General features: G+C 44.6%; 16 protein-coding genes and 1 other RNA gene. 7 read left to right on the top strand and 10 right to left on the bottom strand.

The window, feature by feature from the left end:
- Positions 1-83: 83 nt before the first annotated feature.
- The 6 genes from NWE73_RS02085 to NWE73_RS02060 all read right to left on the bottom strand — a co-directional run bounded on the left by NWE73_RS02085 (position 84) and on the right by NWE73_RS02060 (position 6062).
- Positions 84-377 carry a DUF3892 domain-containing protein gene (locus NWE73_RS02085; protein WP_277576609.1) on the bottom strand — a complete coding sequence of 98 codons (294 nt, stop codon included), beginning with the start codon at positions 375-377 and terminating at the stop codon, positions 84-86.
- Between the two features lie 216 nt (positions 378-593).
- Positions 594-1439, bottom strand: coding sequence for a GNAT family N-acetyltransferase (locus tag NWE73_RS02080; protein WP_277576608.1), 846 nt, complete (start codon positions 1437-1439; stop codon positions 594-596).
- 156 nt (positions 1440-1595) lie between these two features.
- Positions 1596-1942: a transfer-messenger RNA gene (ssrA, locus tag NWE73_RS02075) on the bottom strand.
- A 292-nt stretch (positions 1943-2234) separates the two neighbouring features.
- Positions 2235-3371, bottom strand: a complete 1137-nt coding sequence (locus NWE73_RS02070) for a TIGR02147 family protein (RefSeq protein WP_277576607.1) — start codon at positions 3369-3371, stop codon at positions 2235-2237.
- Positions 3372-3538: 167 nt separating this feature from the next.
- Positions 3539-4534: a hypothetical protein gene (locus NWE73_RS02065; protein WP_277576606.1), complete on the bottom strand. Its 996-nt coding sequence runs from the start codon at positions 4532-4534 to the stop codon at positions 3539-3541.
- A gap of 181 nt (positions 4535-4715) precedes the next feature.
- The gene (locus NWE73_RS02060; RefSeq protein ID WP_277576605.1) at positions 4716-6062 is read right to left on the bottom strand and encodes a hypothetical protein; all 1347 of its coding nucleotides are present in this window, start codon (positions 6060-6062) and stop codon (positions 4716-4718) included.
- Positions 6063-6201: 139 nt separating this feature from the next.
- On the opposite strand from NWE73_RS02060, the gene NWE73_RS02055 reads away from it, so the two are divergent.
- Both NWE73_RS02055 and NWE73_RS02050 read left to right on the top strand, forming a co-directional pair.
- Positions 6202-6894, top strand: a complete 693-nt coding sequence (locus tag NWE73_RS02055; RefSeq protein WP_277576604.1) for a phosphatase PAP2 family protein — start codon at positions 6202-6204, stop codon at positions 6892-6894.
- Between the two features lie 76 nt (positions 6895-6970).
- Complete coding sequence (locus NWE73_RS02050) at positions 6971-7309, top strand: hypothetical protein (RefSeq protein WP_277576603.1); 339 nt, start codon at positions 6971-6973, stop codon at positions 7307-7309.
- Positions 7310-7346: 37 nt separating this feature from the next.
- Here NWE73_RS02050 and NWE73_RS02045 read toward each other — a convergent pair whose 3' ends face one another.
- Positions 7347-8105 carry a M48 family metallopeptidase gene (locus NWE73_RS02045; RefSeq protein WP_277576602.1) on the bottom strand — a complete coding sequence of 253 codons (759 nt, stop codon included), beginning with the start codon at positions 8103-8105 and terminating at the stop codon, positions 7347-7349.
- 119 nt (positions 8106-8224) lie between these two features.
- Between NWE73_RS02045 and NWE73_RS02040 the strand changes: the two genes are divergently transcribed.
- On the top strand, positions 8225-9202 hold the full coding sequence (locus tag NWE73_RS02040; RefSeq protein WP_277576601.1) for a serine/threonine protein kinase: 978 nt from the start codon (positions 8225-8227) through the stop codon (positions 9200-9202).
- Positions 9203-9288: 86 nt separating this feature from the next.
- Here NWE73_RS02040 and NWE73_RS02035 read toward each other — a convergent pair whose 3' ends face one another.
- Positions 9289-9981 (bottom strand): hypothetical protein, encoded by a 693-nt coding sequence (locus NWE73_RS02035; RefSeq protein ID WP_277576600.1) that lies wholly within the window; start codon positions 9979-9981, stop codon positions 9289-9291.
- 146 nt (positions 9982-10127) lie between these two features.
- On the opposite strand from NWE73_RS02035, the gene NWE73_RS02030 reads away from it, so the two are divergent.
- Positions 10128-10997, top strand: coding sequence for a LysR family transcriptional regulator (locus tag NWE73_RS02030; protein WP_277576599.1), 870 nt, complete (start codon positions 10128-10130; stop codon positions 10995-10997).
- 553 nt (positions 10998-11550) lie between these two features.
- Positions 11551-11850 (top strand): hypothetical protein, encoded by a 300-nt coding sequence (locus NWE73_RS02025; RefSeq protein WP_277576598.1) that lies wholly within the window; start codon positions 11551-11553, stop codon positions 11848-11850.
- Positions 11851-11890: 40 nt separating this feature from the next.
- Here NWE73_RS02025 and NWE73_RS02020 read toward each other — a convergent pair whose 3' ends face one another.
- Positions 11891-12337, bottom strand: coding sequence for a DoxX family protein (locus tag NWE73_RS02020; RefSeq protein ID WP_277576597.1), 447 nt, complete (start codon positions 12335-12337; stop codon positions 11891-11893).
- A gap of 122 nt (positions 12338-12459) precedes the next feature.
- Here NWE73_RS02020 and NWE73_RS02015 point away from each other — a divergent pair, with 122 nt between their 5' ends.
- Together NWE73_RS02015 and NWE73_RS02010 are read left to right on the top strand one after the other, a co-directional pair.
- Positions 12460-12948: a hypothetical protein gene (locus NWE73_RS02015; RefSeq protein WP_277576596.1), complete on the top strand. Its 489-nt coding sequence runs from the start codon at positions 12460-12462 to the stop codon at positions 12946-12948.
- Positions 12949-13181: 233 nt separating this feature from the next.
- Positions 13182-14411, top strand: coding sequence for an NADP-dependent isocitrate dehydrogenase (locus NWE73_RS02010; protein WP_277576595.1), 1230 nt, complete (start codon positions 13182-13184; stop codon positions 14409-14411).
- 73 nt (positions 14412-14484) lie between these two features.
- On the opposite strand, the gene NWE73_RS02005 is transcribed toward NWE73_RS02010, so the two are convergent.
- Positions 14485-15720: a hypothetical protein gene (locus NWE73_RS02005; protein WP_277576594.1), complete on the bottom strand. Its 1236-nt coding sequence runs from the start codon at positions 15718-15720 to the stop codon at positions 14485-14487.
- Positions 15721-15772: the final 52 nt, after the last annotated feature.

The following is a 15772-nucleotide window of genomic DNA, read 5'->3' as shown; positions in this document are numbered from 1 at the left end:
AAATCATTCAGACCATTAAATTATAAAATCTTGATTATGGAGGAAAAGTACAGTGGAGGAAGTTTCCTCCACTGGTAGTATCATTAATAAACGCGGTCTTGCACAGACAAGTTCGGCAATGAAAGTAAATTGTCGTTCCATGTGTTGTCGGCGTAAGTGCGAAGGTACGGAGCATGATTGCTTGATCTTACGACGCCCACATAAGCAACTTTACCCGTTCTGGGATCTTGGACATAGAAGCTATCGATCTTAGCTTCAATTCGATAAACGATATCCGCCACGGATAGCTCCCAGCGGGCGGACGTATTTCCACAATGAGTAATGTGTTCGTGTTTTCCTTGAACAGGCTTCTTGATATATGTGATTTGTAAGTTCATGTAGATCTCCCGCCATAAAGGCTTTGAGATTTCTATTTCATGAATTTGATTCGATTTTCAACAAAAAAATAAGGGATATTTTTATGGTCGCTAATTTAAGCTGATTGAAGCACAGCATAAATCTGCTTAAGGGTAAATTAAAAAAATCGAGAGATCAATATTTGTTGCGGAGCAAAATAGAAAATTTGGGAATATTATCCATAAGGTTGACCATGTTTATATTTCCGAAAAAAGAAAATGTTTTGAGTCAGAAACTTCTCGATACCCAATATTCTGATAAATCTTATTCGAATTAAGATTTGCTAGATCAGTATAAAGAACACAGAACCTTTTGCCCGAATCTAACATCGTCTGACTAAGATGAGAAACTACGCCAGATGCATACCCCTTTTTTCGTTCGTTTAATGGAGTATAGACACCACTAATGGAAACACCGTTTTTTGTGGGACGCCCCGTGTGCGCCATCGAGACTGGAACATCGTCAATTGTCCAAAGATACGCCGTTTTATTTTGAATAGATCTTTCTGCAAAGTCTTTCCAGTGTTGCTCACCGCGAGGACCTATAGGGAGCGACTCTTTTGCAAAAGCAATGACCCATTCGGTCACAAGATCTAAATCCCTTTTTTCTGCAGATCGAAACTCACCAGCAACTCCCGATAGAAATTCCACTTGCTCGATTTTATAAATTTTTTGTCCCATTCCCAGTCTATTGGGTTTACCGGTTAGCCCGCTCCAAGCATTTGCAAATAGTTCTGATTCTACGGCTGGCCCAACAACTCCGGGAAAGCTGGCATTGATCTTATTAAGATAATTTGCCAAGACGGCAACCTGACCTGTGTTCGAATATGTTAGGACCAAATTCATTGGTAACGTTTGAATTGCTGCTGAGACAGTTTTGCCTCCATCGATAAACCGAAGTAAAATTGGCGCAATTTTTGGTTCTGATATTCTCATGCTCTCGCACAAACCGATCAGAAGACTGTTGGTGGGCTCATCTCGATAGAGCAATTCCGCTGAATTATCTAAAAATATTTGAGCAGAGTCATCTTGGACGATTTGCATCTCTTCCTCACGTCGTTTCTGCGAAAGGGTTCGATAAGACGTAACTAGGGGGTTAAGAGAAATCTATTTTTATCGAACCCGATATCGAATTACAAATGATTGATTTAAGAGGACTTTTACACCTCCACCTCAGCCGAAATCTTTCGATTTCACCTCAGGTGGAGGCGGGGGGAATTGAACCCCCGTCCGCAAGTGATCCGCGATAAGGCGCTACATACTTAGTCAGTATTTTAATTTGTTCGCGCAGCTTCTACAGACAAAATATACGCGACACATTCCCCCAGTGTATTTAAGCGAGTCTGCTGGAGAAAACCCAACACGCCGAGGCCACTAAAGTGACAATCTATCCAAGAGCGCAGCCGCCTCAAGGGAGATCGTGCAGTCAATTAAGCTGCAAGTGCGTAATCGTTGCCAATTACAAAATGGACGTTTTTATCGAGGTCCTCATCCGCCCCGGTATGCTCCTTATGTTTCAGCACCCACGTCGAAGCCAGTACGCCCCCATGTGAATAACTCGAACATCCTTTACTTATAACACACAAACAGCAATCAAAAAATAAGCACCCAGACAGCGCAAAAGTTGAGCATGTTATGTTACAAGGTCCTAACAGTACGCTAACATAAGCATGAGACAATAGGTCCCAAAAGGTCGAGATATCCACCATTTATGGGGGTCTTCCACAGACTTATCCACATTGCTGCCCAAAAAATGGGGCAAAAGTGACACTGAAATGTAAGAATCTTAAATTAACGTGAGAGACTGTCGTGTTAAATGACAGCCTCTCAAATAGGCATTTAGCGGAAAAGATCTGCTGCTGAAGCAGCAGTTGCGGCAAGCGAACTGACGTTCGAAGTTTTTGCAGGAGCGGTCGCCGAAGCAACATTTGGTGCAGCCTCAGGAATTGGGGCAGCAACTGGGGCAGCCGCAGCCACCTCAACCATTGTGTCAACCTTCACATCAAGAGCCGGCTGAATCACCTGGTTCATGGTCACTGTTTTCTCTGCAGCTTTTTCCAAACCCTCTGCGGCGTTGGTCACTGGGAACAATTGGATGTTGAGTTGGTAAACTCTCTCCCCTTTTGTTTTCATGCGCGCGATAGAGTTGTCTTTATTGATCGACTTGCGCATTTGGCGAAGCTTGAATTTGATTTCTTCGAATTCTGTTTTCGTCAAAGACATCGTCAATGTACCGAACTCGCGGTCTGTGGGTTGATCTTGGTACAAAGACTCAAGGCCCAAGTACATCAATTGTGATTGAAGCTTTCTGACCAATGCCACTGGAATGTCTTCCGGTGATTCAGTCAGACTGCGGGCCTTCTTCAACTCCCCGGTCACTTCGTCTCTGCGCAGATCGCCAGAAGCCACCAAGGTGTTCAATGAAGTTTCGATTTCGTCTTCAGAGGCTTTGCCACGAAGAAGCTTTTTCAAAGAGGCTGTATCGAAGGAAACTCCGTCTTGATCGACCATGGCATAGATAATCCACGCAACCCAGTTCGGAACTTTTTCAAAGCTCTTACGATCGATCTCACCCGATTTAAGTTTTACACCGACTCTGTGTTCGCTGAGTTTTTTCAGGAACATATTGCGGTCTGCAGGATCTGTTGCTTGCGTGAATTGCACGAGCAAACGGAACTCTTCAGTGTTTTCTTTATTGAAACCCAGGGCTTTACCGAATTTGCCGATCATATCGTCAGAAAGATTTCTTTTTCCTTCGATGATCATTTTCAAATAGTTCGGAGATTTGATGTTCGCTGCCGCAGAGAACACGGCATAGTTATAAGCTCTCAAAGCTCCTTTGGAAGCCTGACGTTTGAACTTATAAAAGTCTGCCAGAAACTGGCGGTAATTCATGTAATCAGACAAGACTGGCGGAACCAGCGAAGTCGTTGAATTCTCTTTGCCTTTGCCAAACTCTAGATGATTGTTTTGCATAGAAATTCATTCCCCTTTACGCCCATTAAGTGGACCTGATTTGGATCGCCAAAACAAGAGAATTTAATCTGGCGCGGGTTTCCAGTTTTCGCAAAGCATAAAAAAAGGGCCTCTGTTTCCAGAAGCCCTTTTCGGGAATTCAATTTTTTTGAACGAGTCGTTCCGTCTTAGCGACGAGACAATCTTAAAGTCACTCCGCGGATGTCCATGTCACCGCGTGTGCTTAGTACGATGCTTGCTGCACTTTGACCAATCACAGCATCTTGTGGATACACAGTGTATCTTTGGATGTAGTTACCGATTTGTACAGAAGGACCTTGGCCGAAGCTGTTGATAAGAACATCAATGAAAGCCACTTGGTACAAAGCTGCTGCTTCGATTTCGATCGCAGTGATTCTCATACCACGGTATTGGTACATATCGATGTATGGAGAAATATCCAAACGATCGTTACCCAACATTCTGCGTGCTACTGAAAGTGGAACTGTGATTTCACGACCCCAGTTACCGCCACCGCCATTACCTGGAGGGTAACCACCACCATTACGTGGTTGCAGATTCAAGACGATTGAATCGACATCAACTCCGCCAGAGATCGCAAGTTGGATAGAGTTCACTTGGCCTCTGCCCAAAACTGCCTTGTAGCGAGGGATCAAAGTCACTGCTCCGCGAGGAGACACTGCGCTGGCATCACGTTGACCGTTGATCACCAAAGACATGTCTGAACGAGGACCGCTGCCAGAAACGTAAACAACGATAGACTGAACAGTGTAACCATCGTAACGACGATCGATACCAGCCAATTGAAGAAGTGGAAGTTGTTCGTTGATAATACGACGACGAACTTGAATCACACGTTGTTCTTGATCGTTGTATCCGCCCCCGCCTTGGCCTGGGCCGTAACCGCCGCCATTGCCCGGTGGGTATCCACCACCATTACCTGGGTATGGATTGTAACCACCGCCGTCATCACCCGGGAGGGGCATTGGAGGTGGAACGGGTGCGTTCGGTTGTTGAGGAATAGGTTGTGGAATGGGACCAATGCCACCTTGTGGTGGTGGTTCCGGGCGTGTCCCGCCTGGTACGATATAGGCTTTCGCTGAAGCCATCCCTAAAAGAGTACTTACTGCGATTGCTAGAAAGATTTTATTTTTTAGAGCCATTCTGTCCCCCGTGGTTTTCAATTAAAGTCCCCGACAAGCAATAAAGCAATCGCCGTACCAAAGAATTTAGGGCCAAAGAGATACCAACTGCTGCCCAAAGGACAAAAAAAGAGCCCGCAGCTTGGAGACTGGGGGCTCTTTGGAAACATGTAGGGAGGAACTCTATATGTTTGCTTTTAGCTTATTTCAAATTGTCGTCAGTCAATTCCACGAGAGGTTTGATTTTTCTCATGAAAGTCACCGTGAACATGTCTTGACCGTAGTTAGAGCGCTTTCTCATTTTCAAAGCGATCTTAACTTGGCCCAAACCGTTATTAGCCACCATACGGGCGTCGCCAATCCAGTTTGCGTAAGTTAATTGTGATTTATCAAGACTGATTAGATCCAAACTGTCGTCTTGATCTTTGGCAATTCTAGAAAGAGTGATATTCACGCCTGTTCCAGCTTCAGGAGCCAACAATGGACCTGAGAAACCAAGAAGTTCGTTGTTCTTACCCTTCATCGTCAACGCCACACCCGAGCGACCGTTCACAACTTCAAATGAACTCATACGAGCTTGCTTGATTTTGTTGTCGGTGTTTTGTTGAGTGATCGTGTTTCTGATGAACTCACGCATAATCAAATACTCTGGATTGTCAGAATATTTGCCTGGCAAGTTGAAGTACAAGTCCGCAACTGAGTTTCTGAAGACGACGTTAACGATGGCGCTGGATCCGGGCGTTCCAATTTTAAGTCGGACGAAAGTATTTTCACAAAGGCCATCAAGATCCAGACATTTAATAGTGCCTTCGACAGCACGCTGACCTGTTGATTTTTCGCCATTGCCCGCACGCACTGATTTCAATGGAGACGCATATTCGCCGCTCATGCCACCAGCTACGTTATAGACTTTCACATCGCGACCTTCTTGAACTTTCAAAGTCACGATCGCATCACCGGACATACCATCAACGGTGAGCTTCGCTGACAACACAGAAGCAGCCGCTTGCAAGTTGGCTTGGCGAGAGTACTCATCAACGCGTTCGTTACGGCCTCTGAGCAAATTCAAAAGTTCATCTGTTGAAGACGATGTATAGACAAGTCCATCCGCCGTCACGCCACCGGTCATACGTTTCGTCAAATTATCACGACCTACATTTGAAGCGTCGTTAGAGCGATAGTCTGCCGGAAGTGGATTTGTTCCAAGTGCAGGAGAAGGTCGGGTGTCCGCCACAGGAGGAGGAGTTTTTGGAGTTTCAGGAAGTGGACGAGGAAGAGTTTGGCCCGAGCCAGGTGTTTGACCAGGATTTGGCAAGTCAGAATAGTCTGGAAGAGGAAGTGGTGGTTCGGTGTTATTTGCAGAGTTAGGATCAGGAAGGTTACCACCAATAGTGCCACCTGTTTCAGTTTCACCTTTGTTAGAATCAGTTTGCTGCTGAGGAGTCTCTGGTGGGGTAAAAATATCTTTCTTACTGCCGCACGCAGTAAGGCTGAGTGATGCCATCAAAGCTGCCGTAATAATAGTATGCTTGTGAAGCATTGGTAACATGGAAACCTCCAAGATTTGGTTCGAATGAAGCAACTCAGCTTTTAGCCGTCAGCAAGGCTTGGGCCAGTTTTCGTCACCCTCTATCAGGGCTTGTATTCGAATACACAACCGTTTTACACTCCCTTTTGGAAGGAATTACATGCCTGTACAACAATTCGGCGAGCTCCTGCGCAGCCCCTCTAAATTGAAAAAGCATATCCTGCTTGTGACTTTATCTGCTTTGATTCTTGCGGCCTTAGCAGCGGCTTTCTTAGATCAGCGATTGTCTTTGTTCTTTAACCATGAAGACATTCGCACCACTTGGCGTCCTGTGGCCCGCGTTGTGACTGATATCGGTCTTTCTGATTACTATTTTGTGATAGCGATTCTTACGTGGGCATTGGCTCGATGGGTTCTGCCGCGAATCGCCTCTTTGAAAAAGTATTCCGCGAAAATTGATTATGCTCGTCGCTGGGGCTTGAGTCTGTTGGTTGCCCTCTTGGTTTCAGGAGTACTAACTCATCTTATTAAGGCCACTGTGGGACGTCAGCGCCCGCATAAAACCCCTGACTTTGATCCTTTTGTTTTTGATCCATTCACGACTCACTGGCACTGGCATTCGTTTTCATCGGGCCACTCTCAAGTGTTGTTTACTGCTGCCACCATGTTCAGTATTGCATTCCCGAAATTGCGTTGGCTGTGGCTCGCAATCGCCATTATTGGCTGTGCGACTCGTATTGTTGTGCACGATCATTTCCTAAGCGACACCATCTTTGGAGCTTGCGTGGGATACGTTGGTACTTTGCTCGCTTTAAGATTGATGATGAAGAAGACTCCGAACAGTCTTCATTAGGGCGTCCTGACACAATCTTTACTTGCCTCTTGATCTGGCAACGGCGACAACGCTGAAAACCAAATCAGGAGGCCCCATGAATAAACTTGTTCTGAGTCTATTGTCCCTCACTTTTGTTATCTCTTTCAATGCCCAGGCTATCGCAGCCCCCGCTTGCATGAGCGACACTGAAGCCCGCGATACGCTTCACTCTCAAGAAAAAGTTCTTCTGAAAATGATCAAGAAACAATACGGCGCAGCCACCTCTCGCACTTCCATTCCTGAAGGTGTTGCGACGACGGCTTGGGATGATTCCCGCAATGTTTTCCTGACGGGGACCTTGTACTATTGGGCTTGCGGACCAGGTGCGGAATGCTGGATCCACGCCACTTTAAGTTGTGATGGCGATGTTTCCCTGATTGAGTTTGGTGACTAAATATTTCGGGCTCTTGAGATGATCAAGGGCCCTTTTTTTAGGGTTTTTCCGACAGAAACTCGACCAAATTCTGCGATTGCTTGAGGGTCTTCATCAGATCCTGATAGTTCGCCAAATGCTTTTCGACCAGGCTCCAGAAACGATCTGAGTGATTCATGTGCTCTAAGTGCGCCAGCTCGTGAACGATGACGTAATCGATTATGTCTTGCCCGAAGACGATCAGACGCCAGTTCAGGTTGATGATTTTTTTTGAAGAACAACTGCCCCACCGCGTGCGCTGCTCGCGGAACTTCACTTGCGAAGGATGCAAGTTCATCTGCTGTGACCAGTGATGAATGCGCTCACTCAAAAGCTTCACGGCTTCTCTTTTATAGAAGTGACGAATTTCATTCAGCGCCGTGGGATGTTCCTGCAAAGGAGTGTCGGCATTCCAGTCGTTGCGCGGAATATGTAAGAGCAAATGCTCGTCAGTGACTGAGACGAAAGATTTCTTATTCAAAGTAATTACGACTTTGAATTTTCGATCTTTGCCTAAATAGGGAAAATCCTCATAGGCTTTGATTTTCTTTTCCGGGAATTTCTCTGCCAGATCGGCGAACTTTTCAAAGTTCTTGGCGATCCAATCTTTTTTCGCCATCAGAAAATCTATAATCACCTTTTGCGAGGTCATCTTGCTGGCGACAACTTTAATAGGCTTATTCGGGTATAAATAGATGGAGACAGATCGACGAAAGGCGCGTCTGTGCACCTCTACCGGCCATTTAGCGAAAAGAAAGTTTTCAGTCTGACTACCCATCGCAAGAAAGAATGACTTAACCCCCGCCCAGTGGCAAGATTAGGAAATGGGTACGCCGGTCCCGCCGCAGGTGGGCATCGAATGCTTTTGAGGCTCACCGCTTCATTGTTTAAGGAAAAATGGATAAAAGCTCTTCTTTCTATAATTTGGATCCCGACAAAGTTCTGCTCTCTGCGGAAAATGCGGGCTTTTATCCGACGGGTGAGTTCACGCAATTAAATTCCTACGAGAATCGCGTTTTCGATATCAAGCTCGAAGAACCTTTCGAAGCAAATAGCCACAACAAGAACATCATTGCGAAGTTCTATCGACCAAATCGCTGGAGCAAGGAAGCCATCCTTGAGGAACATGAGTTTCTTCTTTCCTTAAAGGGTGAGGGGATTCCCGCCGTGGCTCCTTTGCTTCAAGGCGGCTCAACTGTCAGTGAAGTGGATGGCATGTACGTCGCCTTCTTTCCGAAAGTACTCGGTCGTATGCCGCAGGAATTTTTAGGAGATGACTTCAAAAAAGTCGGCCGTCTGATGGCGCAAGTTCACAATGTGGGTGCGCGCAAAGAGGCTCCACATCGTCCCGTCCTAGATACGAGTTATTATGGTGGCTGGGAAACTTTAGATAATTTGCAGGATTGGATCACTCCCGAGCTGCGCAAACGCTATACGATTGCCGCTGAAGATATTCTATATTCGATTGACGACAATTTCGATCCTTCGGAATTCATTCGTATTCATGGCGACTGTCATAAGGGAAATCTTCTCAATAACGGCGAGCAGTTCTTTCTGGTCGACTTCGATGATTTTGTAAATGGCCCCGTCATTCAAGATTTCTGGATGCTTCTTTCCGGAGATACAGAGTCCCTAACGACAGAGCGTGAACAAATTATCGCGGGCTATGAAGAGCTTCGTGAATTCCCAGATCATCAATGGGCCTGGATTCCTTTGCTTCGCGGTCTTCGCATCATTTCTTACGCTGGCTGGATCGCTAAACGCTGGGATGACCCCAGCTTCCCCCGCCTATTCCCTGAGTTTAACACCTACAGATATTGGGCCGAAGAAGTGGAAGCATTAGAAAAAATCGCCTGGACGATCAATCCCTCCTAGATTTCATTCTGCTTGAAAAGCTGTGGGCTAAAACTCCGCCCACCATAACAACCATCATCGCAAATATATTCCGGGCGCTGAGCCCCTTACATAGCGAGATCGCCAAATTCCAAATAGATTGAGCGAAGAGTCTCCAGATGAAATGTCTTACCGCTTGAATGGGCGTTGAATGACATTCCATCGTTTAAAGGTTTTTCGCTCTGTTCAAAGTTCACTAAGGTTACGGACCCTTGATGGGAGGAAGAAATCAGTCGCACGGGGATGACGTGATCGAAATCAGGCTTCTTGGTGATATTGTGGGCCAACCAGTACTCCCCGTCTTTTCCGAAAAGATAATACGACGCTTGAGTCGCTTTGTTGGCGCCAGGATCAAATTTCTTGAAAACGATAACGTCTTGAACTGTGACTTGGACGTCATTGGCAAGCAAAGTGCCTGCACGTTCGAAGTGGCCTCTGTACAACTGGCCTTTGAAGGTCTTTGTTTGCAAAACTGCATCTGACAACACCATCAATTCAGGTACGAAAGTGTAAACCCTTTCTTCACGGTGTGCTTTTTTATCAGACAGATAAAGATCTTTTACTTCGTCACTTATCTTCACACTAAAGATGGCTTGATAGTCGTGCGGACTGTGAAACATCGGAAGATGTGAAAAGAAAATGGTGCTTTCGCCAAAGACCAACATTCCATGCACGCTCGGCTTATCCGCTGCTGTGGCGGCTTTCCCCAGAAGCAGCCCGAGAGTCACGATAAGAGTTTCTAACATAGTTTTGAGTTTCATAAATCTCCTAGTGGTGGTGACTGTCGCGACTTTTCCACATTCTTGCTGTGGAAAACTTCGTCGTACATTACGCACTTTGAAAATCTTAAATAATCTTAAAGAAAGTATTTGTATAATTCATAAATATCATTTTATTATCATTTTAAATGAGTTTACTAAGCCCTTCCCTTGAAGCTTTCTGGGCCGTTGTCGAAAAAGGCACGGTCCTGGAAGCAGCTAAAATAGTGAATCTCACCCAGACAGGGGTGACCCAAAGAATCAGAGGTTTGGAAAAACAGCTGGGGGTCACCCTTTTCACACGCTCTCGTAAAGGCATGCGACTGACTAACGAGGGCGAATCTTTACTCCGCTATGTGCAGGCCGCCCGCGATCTTGAAGGCGATACTCTTGCCAAGCTCTCTGGAAAGAAAAGTTCTGCGATTGTGAATATCTGCTTTAGTGGGACATCAACTTTGATGCGCTCAAGAATCATTCCCCGCGTGAGTGCTGTTCTAAAGAAGCACCCACAACTGCGCGTGCGCTTTGACCTGACTGATACAGATAGCATTCTTGGAAAATTAAAAACCGGCTTCGCGCAAATAGTTGCTATGCCTGCAAATCAAGTGGGCCTGGAGCTGGATTCAAAAATGCTTGCGCCTGAGCGCTATATATTAGTGGGACCGGCCTCTTGGAAAAAAAGATCTTTGACTGATATCCTGGAGAAAGAATGCATCATTGATTTTGATCCGAACGACACTATGACTTCTGACTTACTGAAAAAATATAAGCTCTTTAAAAAAGCCCGCAGCGAAAGACACTTCGCGAATAACATCGACGCTTTAACATCTATGATTCAACAAGGAGTAGGATACTCCGTTCTTACTTCTGAATTCGCTGCGGACTTCATCAAAAAAGGAACTTTGATTTCTTTGGATAAGGAAATGTTTTTCGACGAGGCCGTTGCACTCGCATGGTATCCACGCGCAGAAATGCCGACGTATTTTAAAGATCTCATTACTTCGATCACAAAAAAGTAGAATCAAAAACCTTGCTAGAAGCTCTTCGAACTTAAGAATGGTTCCGTCTTGGAACTGGCCTCTAGAGCGAAAATTAAAATATTTCAAAAATATTAGTTTACTTTTTAAGCACTATCCTTGATATTAGAAATCACTCTAATGAAAGGAGGCCATCATGATTAACACAATGATGATTACAGCAAAAATGACAACTACAGGACAACACGTCGACGTGGCCTCTGACAATTCTATGGCTCTTTGCTAGCCGTTCTTACTATAGGTTCTCAGGTATCACGTAAAAAAATTGACTGCTAAAAATAACTGCTAATTTGCATTTTTAAAAAACTAATGACCGTTTTAGGCATTGCTGCATTTGCAATTCGGGCTTTTGAAAGTCTGAATCTCCATCTCGCGCGTCGCCTTGTCTTCACTCGAAGAAATCGGTTTTGAAACGAAACTAAATTTAAACAATTACTCCGACGAACTCGGAGATTATCAACTCTCGCTGAAGATTTGGTCCATGGCCTTTGGATCTTACGCTTTGGCGAGCATTATCAACCTTAGGGGGAAGATTATGAACGCACTATTGCGTAAGAAAAGAATATGGGAATACCAGAACGAGCGAACTTTATTGAGGCTCGTTGAAACCTCTGCGGATGTGTCTGTTGAAAGCGTTAAGAAGGCCGGTCAAATAACAAGCTTCCTCCTTTACCTTGTGTATAAAACACTGGGAGTAATGCTCGCCATTGCAAGATGGATGTTTCAAAGACCGAAACTTCAACGTTTCATCACACCTGAAAGAGCAGCAGAATCTGTTGAACCAGGTCTGCAACAACTGGAAACCAACTTAAGAAATCCATTCTTCAGAGTGTAATTCTTAACGGGGGATCGCAAGGTCCCCCGTTTTTAATTATTTAAGCGAGCGCTCCGAAATAGAGCGCGAGAATGAATCCCAGCTGAATCAATCCTCTTTGCACGACTCCCAGATGAGCCTTGCCTCGAAACAGAGTTCCTGATTTTGCTGCGTAGTAATTTGCCGGAAAGACGGCGATCAAAAAAAGTATCAAAGCTACAGCAGTGATCTTTTGCAAAGAGGGAATCTGCAAGGTGATTGCACCCACGACTTCCAAAACTCCGGTCACATAGACAATAAGCATTCTTGCGGGAATTGCTGGGGGCACCATTTTCTCGAAATCGTGTCGTGCTTTGGTAAAATGACTGACGCCCGCAAAGAAGAATACCAAGGTCATTGTCATCAAAAGAACTTCCGGCCAAGAACGAAGAAATCCCGCAAACCTTGCACTGAGTGAGATCAGAATGAAAATCATCAGCATGCGATAGAAAGCATTTATCTTCTTCATGTCCTCATCCTAGGGGTTCGCGTAGTTATTGTAAATACCGCTCACACTTTTCATTGACTCCCTACAGTCGCCACGAAAAGCTTATGGGTACAAACAACATGTTCTACAAAGCGGGAGGCTTTATGAAGTTCTTATCCATGGCTCTGGTCGGTCTTTTGACTCTTTCAATCACCGCCTGTGAGAAGCCAGAAGAAACGAAATCTAAAGTTAATCCCGACAACGAACTCGTCAATGAAACTGATTACAGTGTTTGCCATATCAGCCCGGCTCCCCACTCTATTGAAGGCACTTGGTACATGACTCAATCTCAAGGACCTTTCCGTTTCGTTACCACCTTCCAAATTGCCAACGGAGCTGTTCAGCTTACAAATGACTGCGTGATGAATGACATGACTCTGCGTGCGCAGGTTTCAGCACCAGCCTCTTACGATCACATGACTTTCCAGCCGATGAATGCGGCTTATGATGTTCAGAATATCGAAAACCCAACTTTCAAGATGAGCTGCGAAGCCCGCCTGAGCACAACTAAGATGAACTACACATTTGATGGGAACTGCCTGGTGTTCTATCAACAGGGAAAATCTGACCGCCTGACTCTGGCTCCCCGCTAGGTTTTTAAAGGGGGACTTATAGAGTCTCCCTTTTTTACGCCCCACGATAGAAGACTCCTGAGCCTGTTATTCCACGACTCGATGCCGCAAAACGCCTACGCAAGAGCAATAGCTTCACTTCACTCCAATTCAAAGAAATATGGTCGGGGATGGACATGGATTTCCTTTGTCTTGAGAGGGGCTTCATTCTATATTTTCAGGGCTCAATTACAAAACACCAAAAGGACTGACTTATGAAGAAAATCAAAGTTGCAAATCCCGTCGTTGAACTAGACGGCGATGAAATGACGAGAATCATCTGGAAATTCATCAAAGAAAAACTCATCACTCCTTACCTAGATATCGACATTAAATATTATGACTTGGGCATGGAGCATCGTGATGCTACCAACGACCAAGTAACTGTTGATGCTGCTGAAGCCATCAAAAAGTACAATGTTGGTATCAAATGCGCGACGATCACTCCTGACGAAGCTCGCGTTACTGAATTCAAATTGAAGCAAATGTGGAAATCACCAAACGGTACTATCAGAAATATTTTGGATGGAACTGTTTTCCGTGAACCAATCATCTGCAAAAACGTTCCTCGTTTGGTTCCTAACTGGACGGCGCCGATCTGTATCGGTCGTCATGCGTTCGGTGACCAATACCGCGCAACTGATTTCGTGACTAAAGGCAAAGGTAAATTGACGATCACTTTCCAACCTGAAAATGGTGGCGAGACAATCACTCACGAAGTTTACAACTTCAAAGGTGATGGCGTGGCATTGGCAATGTACAACACAGATGAGTCTATCTCTGGCTTTGCTCGCTCTTGCTTCAACCAGGCTTTGACTAAAAAATGGCCTTTGTACCTTTCTACCAAGAACACAATCTTGAAGAAATACGATGGTCGCTTCAAAGACATCTTCGAAGAAATCTACCAAAAAGAATTCAAAGCGAAGTTCGATGCTGCTGGCATCACTTACGAACATCGTTTGATCGACGACATGGTCGCTTCTGCTTTGAAATGGAACGGTAACTTCGTATGGGCTTGTAAGAACTACGATGGCGACGTTCAATCAGATACAGTGGCACAAGGTTTCGGTTCTTTGGGCTTGATGACATCTGTCTTGATCACTCCAGATGGTAAAACAATGGAATCTGAAGCTGCTCACGGAACTGTGACTCGTCACTACCGTCAGCATCAACAAGGCAAACCAACTTCTACCAACCCAATCGCTTCTATCTTTGCTTGGACTCGTGGTCTTGAGCACCGTGGAAACTTGGATGGAAACACAGACTTGGTTAAGTTCGCTCAAACTTTGGAAAAAGTTTGCGTTGAAACAGTTGAAGCTGGCTTCATGACTAAAGACCTTGCGGTTTGCATCTACGGCGATAAAGTTCCTGCAGACAAATACATGAACACTGAGCCGTTCTTGAACAAACTTGATGAGAACTTGAAAAAAGCTCTTTCAATGTAATCCGCAAAAGGTGCCTGGCACCTTTTGCTTCACACGGTGAGCCAAAAAGCCTCAGGGAAACCTGGGGCTTTTTTTATTCAGCTTTGTCGCCTGAAGCTATCTGCACATATAGATCAAATTGGCTTCTTTGCTCTTCTGGAATAAGAGAACGAACTTTTGAAACAAGATTAGGTCTTTTTTTAGCCTTGCTCTCAAACTGCAAAGTTTTGATAAACTCTTCAGTAGGCAGCCCCTCTATTTGGACATAAGACTTTATAAGTCTTGCCGCAATTGCATCATCGGTAACATTTCCAACAATATACTTAATTCCATTCTGGCAGTAGTTCTTGCTACCTTTCATTGCCGCCCTTAAATCTCTCATTGCAAGAATACCTTCATCGTCGTGGCCAACTTTAAAACTAGCAATTACTGGATCTAGCAAATATGGCGTAGATAAGTCGCACTCTGAAGTTAGTATTTCGGCAGCTGACCGATTTTTACTCAGAAAAAACAAGGTTAATTCTTTCGTCGTATTACCTGGAAGACCAACAGCATAAATAGTCGTAAAAACTGATAGCTGCTCCGAATGAGTTAAATCCCAAGCGATCTTTGCTGAATCTAGCGCCTTAACCAACTCCAAAGACTTCGAAGGATTTTGCTTAATATAATTTGAATATAGATACGAATTAAGCACCTTCACCGAAATATTCATTTTCGAAATGAGATTTAAACTCCCTAAAGTTTCCGTCTTAAATTTAATCCACTCAAACCTCTGAGAAAGTCTTGAATCCTCAATAACCTCTCCAAAGGTTGAATTATTTTCCGACTCTAATGCGATCTCTTCAAGGGCAGAAGAAAGCTCTTCATGATCTACCTTTGTGACTTTCACTTCTTCGCTAAGAGATTGAACAGTTTCCTGGAAGAAGCTTCTATCCATCGACTTCGCAGCAACTACCAACATACTTCGTTGATCCAATATTTTTACTGGATTCTTTTTTTGAATAGATTGAAGCAGTGAGACAACAGAGGACTTAGAAAGCTCTTCCACTGAGAAACTTTCAGCGATCTCAATCAGTGACTTATCTTTTTCTTTGATGATATATCTGAGGCTTAATTCGTTATAGAGAGCATAATTTAGAGCTCCAACCAGATCTTTCTTTCCGATCTTAGACTCAAGCACCGCTTGAATGTCATCCTCATTTGCAATCTTCTTTACTTCGATAGGAGACTCTTGATTTACTTCGCCCGATTTCCTAAAGCTGCATCCAACGGCAGACATTACTATTATAAAAGTCATTAATGCTTTAAAGTTTAATGTCTTTGGGTTCACAGGAAATTCCTCCGCTTAAGCTGAGATAGTGCATTTGACATGCCCCGAACAT

The sequence above is a fragment of the Bdellovibrio svalbardensis genome, from assembly GCF_029531655.1.
In the GTDB taxonomy this organism is placed as follows: domain Bacteria; phylum Bdellovibrionota; class Bdellovibrionia; order Bdellovibrionales; family Bdellovibrionaceae; genus Bdellovibrio; species Bdellovibrio svalbardensis.
The sequence above is the reverse complement of the archived record's forward strand: the minus strand, read 5'-3'. Positions and strand labels throughout refer to the sequence as shown.

What these genes read in the sequence shown, in the direction of transcription:
- NWE73_RS02050 (WP_277576603.1), top strand. Translation starts at nt 6,971, where the DNA reads ATGAATAAACTTGTTCTGAGTCTATTGTCCCTCACTTTTGTTATCTCT.
- NWE73_RS02025 (WP_277576598.1), top strand. Translation starts at nt 11,551, where the DNA reads ATGAACGCACTATTGCGTAAGAAAAGAATATGGGAATACCAGAACGAG.
- NWE73_RS02040 (WP_277576601.1), top strand. Translation starts at nt 8,225, where the DNA reads ATGGATAAAAGCTCTTCTTTCTATAATTTGGATCCCGACAAAGTTCTG.
- NWE73_RS02055 (WP_277576604.1), top strand. Translation starts at nt 6,202, where the DNA reads ATGCCTGTACAACAATTCGGCGAGCTCCTGCGCAGCCCCTCTAAATTG.
- NWE73_RS02045 (WP_277576602.1), bottom strand. Translation starts at nt 8,105, where the DNA reads ATGGGTAGTCAGACTGAAAACTTTCTTTTCGCTAAATGGCCGGTAGAG.
- NWE73_RS02065 (WP_277576606.1), bottom strand. Translation starts at nt 4,534, where the DNA reads ATGGCTCTAAAAAATAAAATCTTTCTAGCAATCGCAGTAAGTACTCTT.
- NWE73_RS02030 (WP_277576599.1), top strand. Translation starts at nt 10,128, where the DNA reads ATGAGTTTACTAAGCCCTTCCCTTGAAGCTTTCTGGGCCGTTGTCGAA.
- NWE73_RS02010 (WP_277576595.1), top strand. Translation starts at nt 13,182, where the DNA reads ATGAAGAAAATCAAAGTTGCAAATCCCGTCGTTGAACTAGACGGCGAT.
- NWE73_RS02020 (WP_277576597.1), bottom strand. Translation starts at nt 12,337, where the DNA reads ATGAAGAAGATAAATGCTTTCTATCGCATGCTGATGATTTTCATTCTG.
- NWE73_RS02080 (WP_277576608.1), bottom strand. Translation starts at nt 1,439, where the DNA reads ATGCAAATCGTCCAAGATGACTCTGCTCAAATATTTTTAGATAATTCA.
- NWE73_RS02070 (WP_277576607.1), bottom strand. Translation starts at nt 3,371, where the DNA reads ATGCAAAACAATCATCTAGAGTTTGGCAAAGGCAAAGAGAATTCAACG.
- NWE73_RS02035 (WP_277576600.1), bottom strand. Translation starts at nt 9,981, where the DNA reads ATGAAACTCAAAACTATGTTAGAAACTCTTATCGTGACTCTCGGGCTG.
- NWE73_RS02085 (WP_277576609.1), bottom strand. Translation starts at nt 377, where the DNA reads ATGAACTTACAAATCACATATATCAAGAAGCCTGTTCAAGGAAAACAC.
- NWE73_RS02060 (WP_277576605.1), bottom strand. Translation starts at nt 6,062, where the DNA reads ATGTTACCAATGCTTCACAAGCATACTATTATTACGGCAGCTTTGATG.
- NWE73_RS02015 (WP_277576596.1), top strand. Translation starts at nt 12,460, where the DNA reads ATGAAGTTCTTATCCATGGCTCTGGTCGGTCTTTTGACTCTTTCAATC.